Source organism: Asaia sp. As-1742, from assembly GCF_011753235.1.
Lineage (GTDB): Bacteria > Pseudomonadota > Alphaproteobacteria > Acetobacterales > Acetobacteraceae > Asaia > Asaia bogorensis_B.
In genome coordinates this window covers 140,071-157,760 of record NZ_VWWA01000005.1, presented here as the reverse complement: position 1 = coordinate 157,760, position 17,690 = coordinate 140,071, and the positions used below count along the sequence as shown (strand labels likewise).

17 protein-coding genes are annotated in these 17,690 nt (G+C 59.1%); 5 read left to right on the top strand and 12 right to left on the bottom strand.

Features of this window, described 5'->3' with window-relative positions:
• Positions 1-29: 29 nt before the first annotated feature.
• The 3 genes from F3J08_RS10060 to pstS form a co-directional block, all read right to left on the bottom strand.
• On the bottom strand, positions 30-878 hold the full coding sequence (locus F3J08_RS10060) for a fructosamine kinase family protein (RefSeq protein ID WP_166929698.1): 849 nt from the start codon (positions 876-878) through the stop codon (positions 30-32).
• A 14-nt stretch (positions 879-892) separates the two neighbouring features.
• Complete coding sequence (locus F3J08_RS10055; RefSeq protein ID WP_122049143.1) at positions 893-1,360, bottom strand: low molecular weight protein-tyrosine-phosphatase; 468 nt, start codon at positions 1,358-1,360, stop codon at positions 893-895.
• 238 nt (positions 1,361-1,598) lie between these two features.
• Complete coding sequence (pstS, locus tag F3J08_RS10050; protein ID WP_166929696.1) at positions 1,599-2,591, bottom strand: phosphate ABC transporter substrate-binding protein PstS; 993 nt, start codon at positions 2,589-2,591, stop codon at positions 1,599-1,601.
• Positions 2,592-2,729: 138 nt separating this feature from the next.
• Between pstS and F3J08_RS10045 the strand changes: the two genes are divergently transcribed.
• Positions 2,730-3,101, top strand: coding sequence for a DUF4870 domain-containing protein (locus tag F3J08_RS10045; protein WP_062164088.1), 372 nt, complete (start codon positions 2,730-2,732; stop codon positions 3,099-3,101).
• A 271-nt stretch (positions 3,102-3,372) separates the two neighbouring features.
• Here the strand turns inward: F3J08_RS10045 and F3J08_RS10040 are convergent, their stop codons facing one another.
• The 7 genes from F3J08_RS10040 to F3J08_RS10010 form a co-directional block, all read right to left on the bottom strand.
• The gene (locus F3J08_RS10040) at positions 3,373-4,446 is read right to left on the bottom strand and encodes a cell wall metabolism sensor histidine kinase WalK (RefSeq protein ID WP_240149267.1); all 1,074 of its coding nucleotides are present in this window, start codon (positions 4,444-4,446) and stop codon (positions 3,373-3,375) included.
• A gap of 84 nt (positions 4,447-4,530) precedes the next feature.
• Positions 4,531-5,226: a phosphate regulon transcriptional regulator PhoB gene (gene phoB / locus F3J08_RS10035; protein WP_023979056.1), complete on the bottom strand. Its 696-nt coding sequence runs from the start codon at positions 5,224-5,226 to the stop codon at positions 4,531-4,533.
• A complete protein-coding gene (gene phoU / locus F3J08_RS10030) occupies positions 5,223-5,939 on the bottom strand; it encodes a phosphate signaling complex protein PhoU (protein WP_023979057.1) in 717 nt (238 codons plus the stop codon). Before phoU ends, phoB begins: the two co-directional genes overlap by 4 nt.
• Positions 5,940-5,970: 31 nt before the next feature.
• Positions 5,971-6,777 (bottom strand): phosphate ABC transporter ATP-binding protein PstB, encoded by an 807-nt coding sequence (gene pstB / locus F3J08_RS10025; protein WP_031241007.1) that lies wholly within the window; start codon positions 6,775-6,777, stop codon positions 5,971-5,973.
• Between the two features lie 19 nt (positions 6,778-6,796).
• The gene (gene pstA, locus F3J08_RS10020; protein ID WP_166929694.1) at positions 6,797-7,666 is read right to left on the bottom strand and encodes a phosphate ABC transporter permease PstA; all 870 of its coding nucleotides are present in this window, start codon (positions 7,664-7,666) and stop codon (positions 6,797-6,799) included.
• Positions 7,663-8,637 carry a phosphate ABC transporter permease subunit PstC gene (pstC, locus tag F3J08_RS10015; RefSeq protein ID WP_023979060.1) on the bottom strand — a complete coding sequence of 325 codons (975 nt, stop codon included), beginning with the start codon at positions 8,635-8,637 and terminating at the stop codon, positions 7,663-7,665. Before pstC ends, pstA begins: the two co-directional genes overlap by 4 nt.
• A gap of 137 nt (positions 8,638-8,774) precedes the next feature.
• Entirely contained in the window at positions 8,775-9,713 is a 939-nt protein-coding gene (locus tag F3J08_RS10010; protein ID WP_166929692.1) for a glycosyltransferase family 2 protein, read from the bottom strand.
• Positions 9,714-10,289: 576 nt separating this feature from the next.
• Between F3J08_RS10010 and F3J08_RS10005 the strand changes: the two genes are divergently transcribed.
• On the top strand, positions 10,290-12,368 hold the full coding sequence (locus tag F3J08_RS10005; protein WP_240149266.1) for a glycosyltransferase: 2,079 nt from the start codon (positions 10,290-10,292) through the stop codon (positions 12,366-12,368).
• 82 nt (positions 12,369-12,450) lie between these two features.
• Here the strand turns inward: F3J08_RS10005 and F3J08_RS10000 are convergent, their stop codons facing one another.
• Entirely contained in the window at positions 12,451-13,662 is a 1,212-nt protein-coding gene (locus tag F3J08_RS10000; protein ID WP_051395895.1) for an MFS transporter, read from the bottom strand.
• A gap of 50 nt (positions 13,663-13,712) precedes the next feature.
• Here F3J08_RS10000 and F3J08_RS09995 point away from each other — a divergent pair, with 50 nt between their 5' ends.
• The 3 genes from F3J08_RS09995 to F3J08_RS09985 all read left to right on the top strand — a co-directional run bounded on the left by F3J08_RS09995 (position 13,713) and on the right by F3J08_RS09985 (position 16,588).
• Positions 13,713-14,090 (top strand): AtzH-like domain-containing protein, encoded by a 378-nt coding sequence (locus tag F3J08_RS09995; RefSeq protein WP_166929688.1) that lies wholly within the window; start codon positions 13,713-13,715, stop codon positions 14,088-14,090.
• Between the two features lie 231 nt (positions 14,091-14,321).
• The gene (gene dps / locus F3J08_RS09990) at positions 14,322-14,858 is read left to right on the top strand and encodes a DNA starvation/stationary phase protection protein Dps (RefSeq protein ID WP_023979065.1); all 537 of its coding nucleotides are present in this window, start codon (positions 14,322-14,324) and stop codon (positions 14,856-14,858) included.
• Between the two features lie 299 nt (positions 14,859-15,157).
• Positions 15,158-16,588, top strand: coding sequence for a calcium-binding protein (locus F3J08_RS09985; protein WP_166929686.1), 1,431 nt, complete (start codon positions 15,158-15,160; stop codon positions 16,586-16,588).
• Positions 16,589-16,706: 118 nt separating this feature from the next.
• Here F3J08_RS09985 and F3J08_RS09980 read toward each other — a convergent pair whose 3' ends face one another.
• Positions 16,707-17,690: an aldo/keto reductase gene (locus F3J08_RS09980; protein WP_122038893.1), complete on the bottom strand. Its 984-nt coding sequence runs from the start codon at positions 17,688-17,690 to the stop codon at positions 16,707-16,709.

Below are 17,690 nucleotides of genomic sequence, written 5' to 3'. Positions count from 1 at the left end.
GCTTTACAGCCTGCGCAGGGTCAGCGGCCTCAAAGCTCCAATGTATCGAGCAGGCTCTGCACAAGACCCAGATAGGTGGCCCCGAACAGACGGTAATGCACGAGTGCAGGCCAGAGACGATAGACATTGATGCTGCGTTCATACTCTTCCGGCAACGGACCGTAACTGCGCCAGAACGCCTCTGGCGGCGTCGCAAAAAGCGTCAGTATGGCGAAATCCGCACTCGCATCGCCGATATAACAAGCGGGATCGATCAACACGGCGCGTATCCCGCCCTCGGGCGCAGGCGAGGTGATGAAATTGCCGGTCCAGAGATCACCATGCAAAAGCGTGGGGCGCGGGGCCGAGGGCAGAAAACGATCGAGAGTTTGCGACAGGTGATTGACCCGTGCCGCCACTTCCCTGGGGAGGCAATCGAGGAAGGGCCTTAACCGGCAATCCCGCCAGAAATCACGCCACTCGAGCGTCCAGTCATTAATGATAGGCACCGTGCCAAAAGCGTAATCCTCGTCCCACCCATAACGCGGAGGCTGCTTCACCTTATGCAGGCAGCGCATGGCCTGCCCAAGCGCCGACCACGCCTCGTCGCCTTTCCCGCCCCGCGGCACATAGCCCAGCGCGAGCAGATCACCCTGCACCGCCAGAACGGGCGGAACAGCCACACCTGTTGTCGCCAGCGCATCGAGCATGGCCGCCTCAGTGGCGACATGAGGGCCATTCTTGACGATGACACGGCGCCCGGACGCGAAATCGAGCTGCCAGATATCAGACAGATCGCCCCCACCAAGGGATCTCACCTCAAAGGCGCCCTCTTCCCCAACCAGGGCCGCGATCTGCGCGAACCGGGAAGCAGCCTGTTGAGGAGGGCGATCTGTCATCAGGGAAGCCCCTTTCAGGAATCCAGCGTGAAACTGGCCAGATGCGCGCAGCCTAGAGCAATTTCCTGCCACGCCGTCTCAAAATCAATGTCCTTGCCATAGAAAGGATCAGAGATTTCCTCACCAGCGCGCTCTGGCACATAATCCATCAGCAGGCGGATACGCTCCTGTTCCGCCTCCGGGGCCAGACGACGCAGGGCACGCAAATGCCCTGAATCGAGCGCGATGATATGATCGAAACGCGTGAAATCGTCTTCCTGGACCTGCCTTGCGACATAGGTATCGATATCGAGCCCGTGTTTCTTGGCAACGCGTCGCGCACGGCTGTCCGGGGCTTCGCCCACATGCCAGACACCGGTCGCCGCCGAGTCGATATCCAGAGTCAGGCCGCGACGGGCCGCCTCGGCACGCATGGCCGCCTCAGCAAGGGGAGAGCGGCAAATATTGCCCGTGCAGACAAAAAGAAAGGAAGGCAAAGGCATAGGATCATTCCCGCAGAATCTCTGGTGCCGTTCCAAAACCGGCTGTTACTCACCGGCCTTGGAAGGATCTGAACCAGAATAGACAGCCCGTGACGCTTGGAAATGCCATGACCTATCAAGACTTTGCTACTGCCTGGCGAGGGAACTTTCAGCCCCCGGCCCTATCAGGCGTCAGAGAGACCCTTTCGCGAAATCTGCGCCAGTCGTGTCGGTTCGTGCAACGTTCCGGCAGCCGGGTTCAGTGCGGCCAGCCAGCCAGAATATCGTCACGCACCGCATCGGGCACAGTGATGTAGTCGAGCTTTCGCGCTTCCTGCTCACCCTCGCGCAAGCCGATCTCGAAGAAACGCCTCGTTTCCGGCTTCACCCCAATCGGCACGATGGCGTAGGTCGCGCTCATGATCGGCCAGGCATTGTCGCCCGCACTATCGAGCAAATCCACCACATGGTGGCTGGCATGGGCCCAGTCGGCCTGCGAAGCGGCGGCCATGAAGCTTTGAGGCGAGGCCGTGACGTAGGCACCGTCATGGCTTTTCATACGCGCCATCGGAATGTGGTTGTGGCTGGCATAGGCATATTCCACATACCCGATCCCCCCCACGGTCTCCTTGACGCTGGCCGCGACACCATCATTGCCCCGTGCGCCTGCGCCATCGCGCCATGCCACGGAGGTTCCCGCGCCAATATGGGCTTTCCATTCAGGCGAGACGTGGGAGAGATAGGAGGTAAAGACGAAGCTCGTTCCCGAGGCATCGGCTCGATGGATCGGTGCCACATCCGCATCTGGCAAATTCAGCCCGGGATTCTGTGACTGGATTTTCGGGTCATTCCATTCGGTGATGCGCCCGTCATAAAGGGCGGCCAGGGTCGGCCCATCGAGTTGCAGCGCCCCAGCCGGGATACCGGGAACATTCACGATGACTACAATGGCCCCAAGCGCCGTGGGGAACTGGTAAAGGTGATGGGCATCGAGCAGGGCAGTCGCTGCGGGCTTGTCCGACGCGCCGAAATCGACCGTACCGGCCACGACCTGATTGAGCCCCGCGCCCGAACCCACGCTCTGATAATTCACCCCGAGCCCCGCCTTTGCCTTGGCGATTTCGCCCCAGCTTTCATAAAGCGGCGCAGCAAAACTCGACCCGGCACCGGTCACGCTCTGGGCGTGGACGGTGGGAGCGGAAATGACGGCTGCCAGACCGAAAAGCAGAAGGGAGCGGGAAAGCGAAATCATGACACCGATCGATTTTCTGTAACCACAATGCCGCTCTTCAGGATAGCCTGAGCGAGCGGGCTGATGATACGATACCATATCCCGCCAACAGGCCTAATACCGCATCGGCCCGACAGGATTTCAGGAGCGACTCCTTCCATGCAACCGAGCTTTACACAAACCTGGCCTGCTTCGCCCCGAAGCGACCGTGCAAGACGCTGGGCCTGGATCGTTCATATCCTTTTCATCGCCTCGTTCTTTTTCGGCATCACCAGCATACCCGGTGTGATTGTTGCCTATCTCAAACGCGGTGACGCGGTGGGGACGATCTATGAGAGCCATTTCATCTACGCCATCCGCACATTCTGGCTCGGGCTCCTGGGGGCCATCGTGGCAGGGCTGCTCTGCCTCGTGATGATCGGTTATGTCCTGCTTGGTCTGCTTTTTGTCTGGTGGCTGGTCCGGGTCATCCGCCCCATCGTCGCACTGGTTGACGAAGCACCGATGCGCAATCCGCGCGGCTGGTTCTGAGATCGTGGCCGCAAGGCCGATCCTGTTGGTGCAGATGCCCCCTGCCTTTCTACCCTAGAGGAAGGCAGGCCCCTCCTCTTTGCTCGCCCGCATCAGTCAATAAGGGACCCGTATCGCGGTACCGCGATACGGTGAGGTTTCGGGATCTCTTCTCCCTCGCCCCTGCCAACGACGCGCTTGCCGGCATCTGAACCGAGCAGCCTCAGCCATTGAGTCGGATTTCCTGCCCTTCGCCAACAGCCTGACCAAATTTCATCCAGCCCGTTGCCGCTCAGCTCGTTCGGGGCAGCCAGATGCGGCAACTCATCCCCTTGCCCGGTGCGCTCTCGATACGCAGGCGACCGCCATGCCGATCCACGATATGCTTGACGATTGCCAGCCCGAGCCCTGTACCCGACTGAGAGGCGGTGGCACGCCCCTCGACACGATAGAAGCGCTCGGTCAGGCGTGGCACATGCTGGCTATCCACACCACGGCCATTATCCGCGACGGTTATCTCGATACCCTTGCCGTTCTCTGCGGTGATCCCGACCCGTATCTCGATGGCGGGGCCACCATATTTGAGGGCGTTTTCGACCAGATTGAGCAACACCTGAACGATCTGGTCCTCATCTGCCGGGAAGAAAAGGTCATCCTCGGTCGGCAGGAGGATCAGTCTGGCATCGGATGACCGTATCAGGATCTGACTGTCTTCCAGCAGACGATCCATAAGGTCCTGTGCGGACACCATGTCATGAGGCCGCATATGTTCGAGGCGCTGCACACGCGACAGATAAAGCAGGCGCTCGATCAGCCGCTCCATACGCGCAGCCTGCGCCGCCATGATGGCCAGAAACTGCTGCTGTGCCGCAGGATCATCGGCCGCAGGACCCTGAAGCGTTTCGATAAACCCGATGAGCGATGCCAGAGGGGTGCGCAGTTCATGGCTCGCATAGGCCACGAAATCGGCGCGCATCCGATCCACGACCTCGAACTCCGAGCAGTCTTCCAGAACGGCGAGCACGCCCTCTTCCCAGCCTATGGCGCTGGCAAAGCGCTCCGGCCATTTCCGGAAGGTCACCTGCACGATCCGACGCACCGGCACATCGAGTTCGACACGCGTGACGACACCCGTCTCAGGGGTCAGCGTTGCAAGGACAGATTGCACCGCAGGGTGACGGATGACTGCCCCGAGCGCATCACCAAAGACGGCGTGCGCCACACGATTGGCATGGAAAATGCGCCCGCCTGCGCCAAGTAACACAGCGGGAATAGGCAGGAGTTCGCAAAAGACCGGGGCCTTGGGAGCCTCCCCCGGCTGGGTGTTCACCAGTGCGACAGGGGTCGGCAGACGGGCGAGGCGCAAACGTGACTGTCGCCATGTAAGCCCCCACCCAACACATGAGCAACCAAGAAGGATTGCAAGCAGAGCCGTCAGGGTCGTGGTCTCTCAGGCCTGATCGTCAAGGGCATAACCGGCAGAACGTACGGTTCTGACGTAATCGAGTTCCGTGTCGAGATTGAGCGCCCTTCGCAATCTGCGGATATGCACATCGATGGTGCGCAGTTCCACATGCACGTTCGAGCCCCATACTTTCTGAAGCAGATCCTCGCGTGAGAACACCCGGCGCGGATGACGCATCAGAAATTCCAGCAGGCGGAATTCGGTCGGGCCGAGGGTCAGGGCACGGCCATTGCGCTCGGCACGATGGGTCTGCAGATCGAGCGTCAGGTCGGCAAAGCTCAGGACGTTCTGCTTGACGGGCTGCGTTCGGCGCAGCAGGGCGCGCAGGCGGGCGTCGAGCGCCTCAATACTGCAGGGCTTGGCAATATAATCATCGGCGCCGCTGTCGAGCCCACGAATACTGTCCTGCTCATCGGCGCGCGCCGTCAGCATGAGCACAGGCAGATCGTGCAGCGAGGCTGTGCCCCTGATGCGGCGGCACAGATCGATGCCCGACATACCCGGCAGCATCCAGTCTAGCACCATCGCATCCGGACGGGAGCGGGAGATGAACTCCCAGGCCTGCTCGGCCTCGGGGAAAGCCGAGACGTCATAACCGAGCTTGTCGAGGTTATAGCGGATCATGAGTTGCAGGGAGGGATCATCCTCAACCACAACGATTTTCACAAGAGAGCCACTCATCGCGAAACCAGATCATCCCCGGCTGCCAGACCACCGCGCGGGCGCACCGAAGGCAGGTTCTCCCCTGTCACGGCGTAATAGACGCGCTCGGCAATATTGGTGGTGTGATCACCGATACGTTCAAAATTCTTGGCAATGAACAGCAGATGGGTGCACGGGCTGATGTTGCGCGGGTCCTCCATCATGTAGGTGACGAGTTCGCGGAACATGGCGGTGTAATACTCGTCCACCTCACGATCGGCCTGCCAGACTTCGGTTGCGCGATCGGCGTCCTGCTGGGTCACGGCATCGATCACGCGACGCAGGTTTTCCTGCACCAGTCGCCCCATGCTGCGCAGACCCGAAAGCGAGATCTGGCGATCGACCAGATCGAAACGCTGGCTGCGACGGGCGATCGAGGCGGCATAATCGCCAATACGCTCGAGATCGCCGGTGATCTTGAGAGCGGCCACGATCTCGCGCAAATCGCCCGCCATCGGGCTGCGCAGCGCCAGAAGGCGGATCGCCAGGGCCTCGACATCGCGCTCGAGCATATCCACCTGCGGGTCCTGCGCAGGGGCCGCCTGAGCGGCGTCCTCATCGTGCTCGGTCACGGCCGCTACGGCCTGCGCCACCTGACTTTCGACAATACCGCCCATACGCGCCATCATGGCGCGCATCCGGTCCAGTTCCTGCTCGTAGCTCTTGACTGTGTGAAGGCTGTCCGCTGGCATAATTGCGTATCCCTACCCGCTTGGGGAAAACTTAACCGAAACGCCCGGTGATATAATCCTGAGTCTGCTTCTGACGCGGATTGGTGAACATCCGGTCAGCGCTGTCCATTTCGATCAGGGAACCCAGATAGAAAAAGGCGACCTGATCCGCGCAGCGTGCTGCCTGCTGCATGTTGTGCGTCACGATGGCAATCGTGAAATCCTGCTTGAGCTCGTCAAGAAGCTCCTCGATACGCGCGGTCGAAATCGGGTCCAGCGCCGAAGTCGGTTCATCGAGCAATAGCACTTCGGGCTTGGTCGCAATGCTGCGGGCAATGCACAGACGTTGCTGCTGGCCACCCGACATGCCCGCTGCGGGCTCCTTCAGACGATCGCGCACTTCCTTCCACAGGGCCACGCGCGTCAGCACGTCCTCAACACGCGCATCCATTTCCGAGCGGGAGAGCTTCTCATGCAGGCGCACACCGAAGGCGATGTTGTCATAGATCGACATCGGAAACGGGGTGGGCTTCTGAAACACCATACCGATACGCGAGCGCAGCATATTCAGGTCGAGCGCCGGATCGAGGATATCGGCCCCATCGAACAGGACCGATCCTGTTGCCTTCTGCCCCGGATACAGATCGTACATCCGGTTGAAGATACGCAGCAGCGTGGACTTGCCGCAGCCGGAAGGGCCGATCATGGCCGTCACGTTCTGCTTACGAAAATCCATCGTGATGGATTTCAGGGCCTGTTTCTCGCCGTAGTAGAAATCGAGTTCGCGCACGGCCAGAGCCGCCTCCGGTGTGGCCGGAGCGGACGATGTATGGGGGAAATCCTGCAGGGCTTCGCTCATGAGCGTGTCGTCCTCTTGCTTATGACTGTTTGCTGCGGAAGCCGAACCGCACGATGATATTGATACCCAGAACGCCAAGCGTCACCAGAAGCGCTCCCGTCCAGGCCAGACGGACCCAGTCATCATAGGACGCGCCAGCATATTGGTAGATGGCGATGGGAAGGCTCGCCATGGGTTTGTTGAGACTGATCGACCAGTTCTGGTTGCCAAGCGAGGTGAATAGAAGGGGCGCGGTCTCACCGCTCACACGGGCAAGCGCAAGCAGGATACCCGTCAGAACGCCCGGCGCTGCAGAACGCAGGCACAGGAACAGCACGACGCGCCAATGAGCCGCCCCAAGGGCCGAGCCAGCCTCACGCATGGCCACGGGCACGAGGCGCAACATATCCTCGGTTGTGCGCACGATGATCGGCACAGCCAGAATGGCCAGCGCCACCGATCCGGCGAGCCCGGAGAAGTGGCCGAAAGGGGCCACAAGCACGAGATAGACGAACAACCCGATCAGAATGGACGGCGCCGAGAGGAGCACGTCGGAGACGAAGCGCACCGACATCGCGAATTTCGAGCCGTTGCCGAACTCTGAAAGATAGATCCCGCAGCCAAGACCGACGGGTGTTGCGATGATGAGCGCCACTGCTGTCTGGATCAGGCTGCCGAGAATGGCGTTGGCCAGACCGCCATTGCTGCCCGGCGGCCCCATGGGGTGAAGCAATGCCGCCAGAGACAGCCCTGCAAGACCGTTCCACAGCAGAGTCCAGAGAATGGAAACCAGCGCCAGCACGAGTATGCCCGTTGCGGCAAGGCTCATGACAGTCGCCAGACGGTCCATCACGAGGCGCTGTGTGGCGCGCGGGTCCTTGCGCCATCCCGCTCCCATAGCCTTGCTCATGCGCGTTTCTCCCGCAGCAGCCACCGTGCAATGGCGAGCGTGGTGAAGGACAGCAGCATCAGGATGAAACCCAGAGCCAGAAGCGAGGAGAGCTTGAGGCTGCCTGCTGCGCTTTCAGGAAATTCGAGCGCCACAAGAGAAGCCACCGTGTTGCGTGGCGCAAACAGCGACCAGCCAATCGTATTGGCATTGCCGATGACGAAGGTGACCGCCATGGTCTCACCGAGGGCTCGCCCCATGCCGAGCACCACACCACCAATCATACCGGCGCGCGACCAGGGCACGATCACCCGGCGCATGACCTCCCAGCGTGTGGCGCCCAGCCCGTAGGCGCTTTCCTTGAGCATGGGCGGCATGACCGCAAACACGTCACGCATCACGGCCGTTACGAAGGGTGTGATCATGACAGCCAGAACGAGACCACCTGTCAGCAGGCCATAACCGAACGGTGCGCCATGCACGAGCCAGCGTATGCCGGGCACATGGCCGAAATGATGCCTGAAGAAAGGCTGCACATGCTGCGCCATGAAGGGCACGACAATGAAGAAGCCCCACATGCCAAAGATGATCGAGGGCACCGCAGCGAGAAGCTGCACGGCAGTCCCGACCACACCGGCCACCATAGGCGGGGCGATATTGGTCAGCCAGAACGCCGCCCCGAAGGCCAGCGGCACACCGATCAGTATGGCGATAAGCGTCGAGCCGATTGTGCCGAATACAGGAGCCAGGGCACCGTATTCATTGGTGACGGGGTTCCATACATCGTGAAAGGCAAAGCCTGCACCAAAGGTGCTGAAGGCCTTGCTGCCTCCCATCGCCATGGTCAGAACAAGCCCGCCCAGCGATACGAGCACCAGCAGGGCGCACGCCCCCACCAGCAGCCGGAATAGACGATCGCCCTTCCAGAACGGGGTTTTCCGGGCTTCCTGGAGCGGTGCAGGCTGGGTCCGCGGCGCGGCAGCACTAGTCATACGGTCGTTGCGTCCTGGCTCAAACAAGGCGGTGACAGAGGTCAGAGGCATCTTCTGCCAGTCTGTCGTGTAGCTTTCCAGCCCCTGTGAGACAACAAGCCTGTTCATGGCAGGCCTGTGAATATTTCATGACAGGGTCAGAAACTGCGCCCCTCGGCCCAGCCGTGAAGCAGATAATGCATCAAGGGGCCAGGAGACCAATCCCGAACATCAGGCTGCGTCGTCTTGTATGTTTCGCCCAGCCAGGGCTTTGTCATGCTGCGATCCTGAAACAGGATCGGTCCATCCTTGACATGAGCAGGCAGCGAGGATGGCGATTTTGCCCAAGGTATATAGGCGTGAAGCAACCCCTCATATCGGGCCAGGAAATGCTGCTCATCCTCGAGTAACACGTTAACGAGGTGACGCCCTGGCAGATTGGGCGTCGCGGCATAGCGCAGCAGGGCCTGGCGGTCGCAGGGATCGACAAGGGAATTGGCAAGTTTTCGCCGTGCGCGACGCTGCATCTCGCCATAGTCATGATTGTGCCAGTGAAGATAGGTAAAGCGGGTCAGGGCATAGCCCGGTGCCAGAGTCGATGACGGATTATGCTGTCCATTATCAACCACCCCGACACTGCGTGCAGGTACGAACCCCTTGTAGAATCCGGAATCGATGGCGAACCAGCCGGGACGCGCGGGTATGTTGAACAGTGACGTTGCAATACGTAATGCACGAAGTTCGCCAATATGAGCTGCGAACTCCCGCCTGATGCAGTCCAGGTCGGTGGAAATACCTTCATCACTTACAACAGCCAGAAATTCATCACAGTCGACAGGGAGAGCAAAGTCGTAATCCCCTCCGCGGTCCCATTCACGAATCTGCTCGGCGAAATGCAGCCCCTTGCCGTGGAAATCAGCGGCATCATCACGATCCCGTCGCACGGTAACCCCACATCTCTGGGCTTGCGCCAGCAAATGCAACGTCAGGGGATCACGTGATCCGTTATCGAAGATCGTCAGGTTTGGAAAACCAAACATCCGTCCATAATAAGACAGCCACGCCATGAGCATGGCACCTTCGTCACGTTGCATCATGACAACGCGTATCTTGGGAGAGAATGTAATGAAATATCTCCTAGATAAATAAAGCGAGGTATTTACCTAGCCATAGCGGTGTAACTGCGGCATTGCTGACATCAACGACCGGGACAAGGTCATCGATGCGACTGGCAAGAGAAACAGACTATGCAAACTGCCCCAGCCAACAGCCCCTTTATTGGTTATTGTGAAGGCCTTCAGAACGACACCCTGACTGGTTGGGCCGTAAACCGCCTTGATCCTGGAACACCCGTCCGGCTTCACATCCTGATTGACGGGCAGGAAATCACGCAGATTCTCGCGGATCAGTCACGCAGCGATGTACAGAACGCGCTCAGAACCCCTCATGACAGGCTGGGTTTCATCTTTTCCATTCCCGTGAAATTCATGGATGGCGAACAGCACGAATTGTCAGTCCGCCTCCAAGATCGTTCTTCTTTACCCATAAAAGACGATTCTTTACCTGATGGCAAAGCTTTAATTCATAAATTTATAATATCTTCACGACCTGAATACACAAGCTGCGTCGATGGCATCAAGCAGGGCTCTCTCAAGGGCTGGATCCTGCAGAAGATGCCGACAGACGCAGACTGGCGCGGTGACTGCATTGTTGCGGTAACAGCCAATAATGTCCTGGTCGCCCAGGTGCGTGCCGATCGCTATCGTGGCGACGTTGCTGCCGCCGTAGGTTGCAATCCGAATTGCGGGTTCGAGATTCCCATCCCGCAGCGCTTTCGCGGCTCCTCCCCCAGAAGCTTTTCGGTCAAGGTCATGCCTGAGGGTGAACACCTCATGGGCAGCCCGTTCACAAGCTCGATTGCCGATGACGCGCTTGAAACGCGCCTTCTCGATATTGCCGAGACAATCGACCGCCTGCACCGCGAATTGACCAAGCTGCGCACCGAGATACGCGCTGCCATCCCCCAGGCAGGATATAATCTTGGCAATTATGACCGCTGGGCCTCGCTTTATTATCCGGCCCTGCGCGAACGCACAGCGCTCATGCGCGTCAAGGCCCCGCTTGCAGATGAACCGCTGATCAGCATCCTTTGCCCTACCTACAAGCCTCTGAAGGCAGACTATGTCACCGCCATCAACTCGGTCCTGAACCAGACCTATCGCAACTGGGAACTTCTCCTGATTGATGACGGCATGGTCTGCCCCCAGACGACAGCGCTGATGGAGGAATATGCCGCCAAGGACAGCCGTATCCGCGTCCTTCCGCTTGCGGAAAACCAGGGGATTTCAGGGGCTACCAATGCTGGCATGAAAGCTGCCAGGGGAGCCTACACGGTATTTTTCGACCATGACGACATGCTGGTCGATGTCGCGCTTGAGGTCATGCTGCGCAAGGCACAGGAATGCAATGCGCTCGTCATCTATTCAGACGAAGACAAGGTTGATCTGGCGAATAACTGGCAATCCCCCAATTTCAAGCCTGATTTCAACTACCGATACCTGCTGGGCTGCAACTATATCTGCCATCTCACGATGGTTGAAACCGCGACCATGCGCGCCATCGGCCCGTTGCGCGCCGAATATGATGGTGCGCAGGATCACGATTTCATGCTGCGTGCCTGTGAAGCCGTTCCTCATGATCGCATCGCCCATGTGTCGGAGCTGCTCTATCACTGGCGCATGACGCCCAATTCCACTGCGGTGACGGTGGGCAACAAGAATTATGCCATTGCCGCCGGGGTGAAGGCCGTCTCGGACCATCTGACGCGTCGGGGCTTCCGGGCCGATGTCTCATCCATCAATGGCCTTACCCTTTATCGGGTAGACTGGCGGCTCGATGCCGCCCCCAGTGTCTCGATCATCATCCCGTTCAAGGACCAGATCGACATCACGCGCCGCTGCCTGGAAACCCTGCTGGAACGCACCGATTATCCGGATTTCGAGATTGTCCTGATCGATAACTGGTCAGTCACGCCCGAGGCACACGCCTTCATGCGTGAGTTTGGCAGCCATCCCAATGTCCGCTTTCTGACAGTGGAAGAGCCTTTCAATTATTCGAGGCTCAACAATCTTGCCGCGGCCCGATGCCGGTCCGATTATCTTGTGTTCATGAACAATGATGTGTTCGTCGAACATCCCAACTGGCTGCGCCTGATGATGAATGAAGCGCTGGCCGATACGGGCGTCGCCGCCGTTGGGGCGCGCCTGCTCTATCCCAACCAGACCATACAACATGCCGGTGTCGTGGTTGGCCCTGCTGGCGTGGGGGCCCATGCCCATCGCGGCTGCGGCCCCGAGGATTACGGCTATATCGGTCGTATCCTGCTCAGCCATGAGGTCACGGCGGTCACCGCCGCCTGCATGCTCGTGAAGCGCTCGGTTTTCGAGGATGTCGGGCAGTTCGACGAGACCCATCTGAAGATCGCCTATAACGATGTCGATCTTTGCCTCAGGATCCGGGCGGCCGGTCATCGCATCATCTATTGTGCCGAGGCTCTGGCCTGGCACCATGAGAGCGTCTCACGCGGCTCGGATGATGTGCCGGAGCAGGAGGCGCGCTTCTTCGAGGAGGGGCAGGTCATGCAGCAGCGCTGGGCCGGACACCCGCTCTATGAGCGCGACCCGGCCTATCCGCGCTTCTTCACCGTCGATCTCCAGCCCTTCTTCGATCTGGTCGATCCCCAGCGCACCTGATCCGAACCACCCACATGAAGGGCTTGCGCCCGAGACAAGGCGCTTGCCCGCGGGAGAGGGTATTTCCCTCTCCCGCCCCGGCTCACACGCGGGGTATGTTGTTCTTCTTGGTCCTGAATTCGTCGGCAATGCTCAGCACGTAGATGCCGAACCCGCCAAGCGAGAGCGCGAGCCCCACCCAGCCAACCGACGTCCAGCCAAGCCCTGCCGAGATGGCAAGCCCACCCAGCCAGGGGCCGACCGCATTGGCGATGTTGAAAGCACTCTGGTTCAGCGCAGCGGCGAGGCCTTCCGCGCCAACCGCCACAGTCAGCAAGCGCGCCTGCACCACAGTGGCAAGACCGCCGCTGGCTCCGATCATGAATACGTTGATGGCCAGAGGCACGAATTTATGCGCAGCCTCGGGAAAGCCCGCCATCGATGCAGCACCCATGAGCAGCACACCCGCGAGGGTTGGCATCATCTTGTGATCAGCAAGCCAGGCGCAGACCAGCGTGCCGATTGTCATGCCCACACCGAAAACCGCCAGCATGATCGGCACATAGGATTCCGGCACCTGCGTGACGTTGATCATGATCGAGGCGAGATAGGTATAGACGCAGAACACGCTGCCGAAGCCCACCGCACCGATGGCGAGCGTCAGCCAGACCTGACGCAGCTTGAGCGCCGTGAACTCGTTGAGGATACTGGCATCCTTGCGCGGCGCATCCTTGGGAGCAAAGATACTCAGCAGAACGGCAGTGCACAGCGCCAGAAAGGCGATAAGGGCGAAAGCCCAGCGCCAGCCGACAATCTGACCGATACCGTTCGCCAGTGGCACACCACCGATGGTGGCAATGGTCAGGCCCAGAATGACACGGCCCACAGCCTGGGAGCGCTTGTTGGGCGGCACGAGTGATGAAGCCAGAATGCCGGCAATGCCGAAATAGGCGCCATGCGGCAGACCACTGATAAACCGGCAGGCCAGAAACAGCAGGTAGTTCGGTGCGATCGCACTGACACCATTACCGATCATGTAAAGCAGCATCATGCTGATCAACATGGTGCGTCGGCTGATCCCCGCGCTGAAAAGGGCAATGGTCGGTGCCCCGACGCACACGCCCGCCGCATAAAGCACAATGGCATGACCCGCCTCGGGATCGGTCACCCCAAAACTGTGGGCAATCATGGGCACAAGGCTCATGGCGGCAAATTCTGCCGTGCCGATTGCAAAGGCCCCGAGCCCAAGACTAAAAAATATGATGCGAATGTCGCGCATCGACCGAGCCAGATCGCCAGATCCCAAGCTGCTCATGCCACCCTCAGCCAGTATGAAGAATGATTCCCGTGAATAAGGGCGCGCCCATGGACCTTACCGCATACCCCGAGACGATTTCTGCCCTTACCCTAGCTTCCGACCAATACGAAGAGGCTCTGGCGCAAAATGATGTCACCACCCTTGATGCGTTGTTCAGTAATCAACCGAACGTGATCCGCCTCGGCGCGACTGAAAACCTTTTCGGACCGGAGGAAATCGCCGCGTTCCGCCGTGAACGCACAGATGGCGCTCCCCCCCGTGAACGCCTGCGCCGCGACATCATTGCTCTCGGTGCCGATGCAGGTTGTGTCACCATCCTGTTTCGCAATCTGCGTAACGGGCGCATCGGACGTCAAAGCCAGACCTGGATCCGGCAGGGCGCGGCGTGGAAGGTCATTGTCGCGCATGTCTCGTTTCTCGCGTGATCGGCTTGCATCACAGCATTGAGTATTCAAGGTATGAGAGACGGGACCTCGTTCGGAAAGCATCAGGGATTACCGTGGCTGACGACCGCGTCCTGCGCGCCATGATGAACTATTCGACATGAATAAGAGCCCCCGTTTGACGAGGCTTAAGCGCAACCGGTCCCACTCAGGCACGTTTGAGGATCATCGCTTTGCGCGAATGTCCGACATCAAACTTGTTAGGGTAGATCAATGACCACGAAACACGCGATGCATACGACCCAGAATGCTCTGAAGTCCAACGCCAAGACCGTGTCGATTGAAACGCTCAATGCCCGCCTTGCCGATCTGATCGATCTGGCGCTGATCACGAAGCAGGCGCACTGGAATCTCAAGGGGCCGCAGTTCATCGGCGTCCATGAAATGCTCGATGGCTTCCGTGACAGTGTTGACGATCTGGTGGACAAGGTTGCTGAACGCGCCGTGCAGCTCGGTGGCACCGCGTACGGTACAGTGCAAGATGTCTCGAAGAATTCAGCCTGCACGCCCTACCCCACCGACGTGTACAAGATTGCCGATCATATCTCGGCTCTGATCGACCGCTACGCAACGGTTGCAAACAATGTGCGCGAGTCTATCGACGTGACGGACGAAGCCGGCGATGCCGATACGGCCGATCTGTTCACCGAAGCCTCGCGTGCGCTCGACAAGCATCTGTGGTTCCTCGAAGCACACACACAGGAGCCAACGGGCGAAATGCGCGACGGTGACCACAAGGGCGCACGCTAACCGTACACCCTTCCCGTTATAAGAAAAAATAATAAGCCCCTGTCACGGTCGCCGTGTCAGGGGCTTATTTTATGACCAGCGGGTCGAATTCGGTCCGAATTTTTATGTTAACTGCTGAAATCAATACATTTTCCCTGAGAAATTTTTCGTCAATTTGGCGTTTTACGAGATTTAACGACTACACCTCAGTCTAAATCACCAAAAATCTAAAAATAACGTAACTGGCTTAGTCATCTACCGATCTTTAACGGCACAATCCTCTTGGCGCCCCCGGGCTATCTGACAGAGGGTTAAGAAATTTGAGCATTGTCACGATCGTTGGCACATCGGGTACGGCTATTCAGGTCACTGTCGGGGGCGGTAAGGCGCAGGCCCTGGCGCAGACTTATGCTCAACAGATGTCTGACGCCTACACGCGTAACAATCTTACGACCGTGATGCTCTCTGACTCCAACGGCAAAGTGACGACCGGAACCAACACCTTGCTGGAGGGCTTCGCCACAACCGGCGGCAGCTTCGCGCCCTTGGGAACCTATGATTTCATAGGCGTTGGCGGTTGGGCAGGCTCTGGAAGCGCCCTTGGCCAGGGGCTTCTTGGTGACCGTGTGACGATTGATGGTTCTGGCCTGACGCCAACCGCCACACTCTCTGTACTGGGGGGAAGTGCCGCCGGCCTGACCTATGAGGCGGGCGACGGAAATGGCAGTTTCCTCGGCTTGTCCGGTGATAATTACTTCAACGGTAATACCCAAAGCGCCAGCTGGACGATCGTTACCGGTGCAGGCAACGACACCATCCTCGCGACCAATGGCACCAATACGATTGATGCCGGAGCGGGCCATAACCTCATTCAGCTTCAGCAGGGATCGAACGACGTGGTGTCGGAGGGGCAGGATACGGTAACAGGACAGGAAGGCGGCAGGACAATGCTAACCCTGACGGGAGGCAATAGCGTTGTCACCCTTGGAAGCAACAGCCTCGTGAGCGACAACGCGACGATTGGCAGCCATATCACAGTTGGCAACGACAGCACCGTGCAAGCCGGACAGGGCTCGACGATCGTTTTCTCGGGTCAGAACGGTACAGTCTCTGGCACGCGCAATGATACCGTTTCGGCACTTGGTGATCTGACTGCCGTGAAGGGGACAGGCCAGACACTGAGCGTCAGCGGCTCGCTTCAGTTTATCGCCGGCACTGGGGCGACCAATATCACTGCAGATCAGGCCACGCTGTGGGGCGCCGATGGCTTGAGCGCCAATATTGATGTGAACAAGACATCGCTCTGGACCGGTAACCAGTCTGGCAGCAGCAGCGTCGAGATGATCAACGCTTCATCATCGAAGGGATCGTTCGAGGCCTGGACCGGCGCAGGGCAACAGACAATCATCGGCAGCGATGCTTCGGATCATTTTGTATTCGGCACGCGCTACAGCGGCAATGAGGGCGAGACCTACGCCACGGTGACAGGCGGCAATGTGGCGGCAAATACTTTCGGCGTGCTGGCTGGTCATACAGCAGGTGACATCACCATCACCGATTTCTCTGCAGTGAATGGCAACAAGTTCTTCATGTACAATTACAAGCCGGCGGATGCGGACGCCGCTGCGAAGGAACTGCTGGCCACAGCCACAGTGTCAGGAGGCAACACAGCCATCATGCTAGATAACAACATGAAGGTAACCTTCATGGGTGTGACCGATCTGAAGGCCAGCAGCTTCGATATCAGCTGATCCACCCCCGGCAGACGGCAGGATAACGGGCACGTCATCGCCCATCAGCAATGACGTAACTGCCACGTGATTTCGGGTCACCTGCCCTCTCCGTCTTGCTGGTCGGGCATGCGCTGGTTCAGCGATTGACCAGAGCCATATTGCTCTCATTGTAGCGCAGGCCCGTAACGGTCCCGGCGGTAAGCGCCTTGTCGAGTGCCACCATATCCTCATCACCAAGACGCACATCCAGCGCACCCAGATTCTCATCCAGGTAGCTCTGCCGCTTCGTGCCTGGAATAGGCACGATGTCCTGTCCCTTTGCCAGCAGCCACGCCAGAGCAATCTGGGCCGGTGTCGCGTCGTGCTGGCTGGCAATCACACCCACAATCTCGGCTGCCTTCTGGTTCGCTGCAAAGGCCTCACCCTGAAAGCGCGGGTCAGTATGCCGGAAATCGGTCGCCGGATAGGATTCCGCGGGCTTCGCCGTTCCGGTAAGGAAGCCACGACCCAGCGGGCTGAACGGTACGAAACCAATCCCCAGTTCGCGCAGGGTAGGCAGGATGTCCGTCTCTACATTACGCTCCCACAGCGAATATTCACTCTGCACGGCTGTGACGGGATGCACGGCGTGAGCCTGCCTGATGGCCGTTGTGCCAGCTTCCGAGAGGCCGAAATGCAAAACCTTCCCCTCCTCGACGAGCCGTGCCACCGCGCCCGCTACATCGGCCATGGGGACGGCTGGGTCCACACGATGCTGATAGAGCAGGTCGATATGGTCGGTCTGCAGGCGTCGCAGTGACGCCTCGACCACTTCCCGGATATGATCGGGGCGACTATCGACGCCGCAGGATTTACCATTGTCGATCTTGAAGCCGAATTTCGTGGCGAGCTTCAAGGCGCTGCGCCGTCCTGCCAGAGCGCGGCCCAGCAGCTCCTCATTCAGAAACGGCCCGTAGACCTCAGCCGTATCGAACAGGGTAATGCCACGCTCTATCGCGCGGTCCAGTGTGGCCAGGCTCTCGCGTTCATCGGCAGCACCGTAGGACTGGCTCATCCCCATGCAGCCCAGCCCCAAAGCCGAAACACGCAGCCCTGATGCCCCGAGAACGCGATATTCCAT

What these genes read in the sequence shown, in the direction of transcription:
- F3J08_RS09980 (WP_122038893.1), bottom strand. Translation starts at nt 17,690, where the DNA reads ATGGAATATCGCGTTCTCGGGGCATCAGGGCTGCGTGTTTCGGCTTTG.
- F3J08_RS10010 (WP_166929692.1), bottom strand. Translation starts at nt 9,713, where the DNA reads ATGATGCAACGTGACGAAGGTGCCATGCTCATGGCGTGGCTGTCTTAT.
- pstC (WP_023979060.1), bottom strand. Translation starts at nt 8,637, where the DNA reads ATGACTAGTGCTGCCGCGCCGCGGACCCAGCCTGCACCGCTCCAGGAA.
- F3J08_RS10055 (WP_122049143.1), bottom strand. Translation starts at nt 1,360, where the DNA reads ATGCCTTTGCCTTCCTTTCTTTTTGTCTGCACGGGCAATATTTGCCGC.
- dps (WP_023979065.1), top strand. Translation starts at nt 14,322, where the DNA reads ATGACCACGAAACACGCGATGCATACGACCCAGAATGCTCTGAAGTCC.
- pstS (WP_166929696.1), bottom strand. Translation starts at nt 2,591, where the DNA reads ATGATTTCGCTTTCCCGCTCCCTTCTGCTTTTCGGTCTGGCAGCCGTC.
- phoU (WP_023979057.1), bottom strand. Translation starts at nt 5,939, where the DNA reads ATGCCAGCGGACAGCCTTCACACAGTCAAGAGCTACGAGCAGGAACTG.
- pstA (WP_166929694.1), bottom strand. Translation starts at nt 7,666, where the DNA reads ATGAGCAAGGCTATGGGAGCGGGATGGCGCAAGGACCCGCGCGCCACA.
- phoB (WP_023979056.1), bottom strand. Translation starts at nt 5,226, where the DNA reads ATGAGTGGCTCTCTTGTGAAAATCGTTGTGGTTGAGGATGATCCCTCC.
- F3J08_RS10045 (WP_062164088.1), top strand. Translation starts at nt 2,730, where the DNA reads ATGCAACCGAGCTTTACACAAACCTGGCCTGCTTCGCCCCGAAGCGAC.
- F3J08_RS09995 (WP_166929688.1), top strand. Translation starts at nt 13,713, where the DNA reads ATGGACCTTACCGCATACCCCGAGACGATTTCTGCCCTTACCCTAGCT.
- pstB (WP_031241007.1), bottom strand. Translation starts at nt 6,777, where the DNA reads ATGAGCGAAGCCCTGCAGGATTTCCCCCATACATCGTCCGCTCCGGCC.
- F3J08_RS10000 (WP_051395895.1), bottom strand. Translation starts at nt 13,662, where the DNA reads ATGAGCAGCTTGGGATCTGGCGATCTGGCTCGGTCGATGCGCGACATT.
- F3J08_RS10005 (WP_240149266.1), top strand. Translation starts at nt 10,290, where the DNA reads ATGCCGACAGACGCAGACTGGCGCGGTGACTGCATTGTTGCGGTAACA.
- F3J08_RS10060 (WP_166929698.1), bottom strand. Translation starts at nt 878, where the DNA reads ATGACAGATCGCCCTCCTCAACAGGCTGCTTCCCGGTTCGCGCAGATC.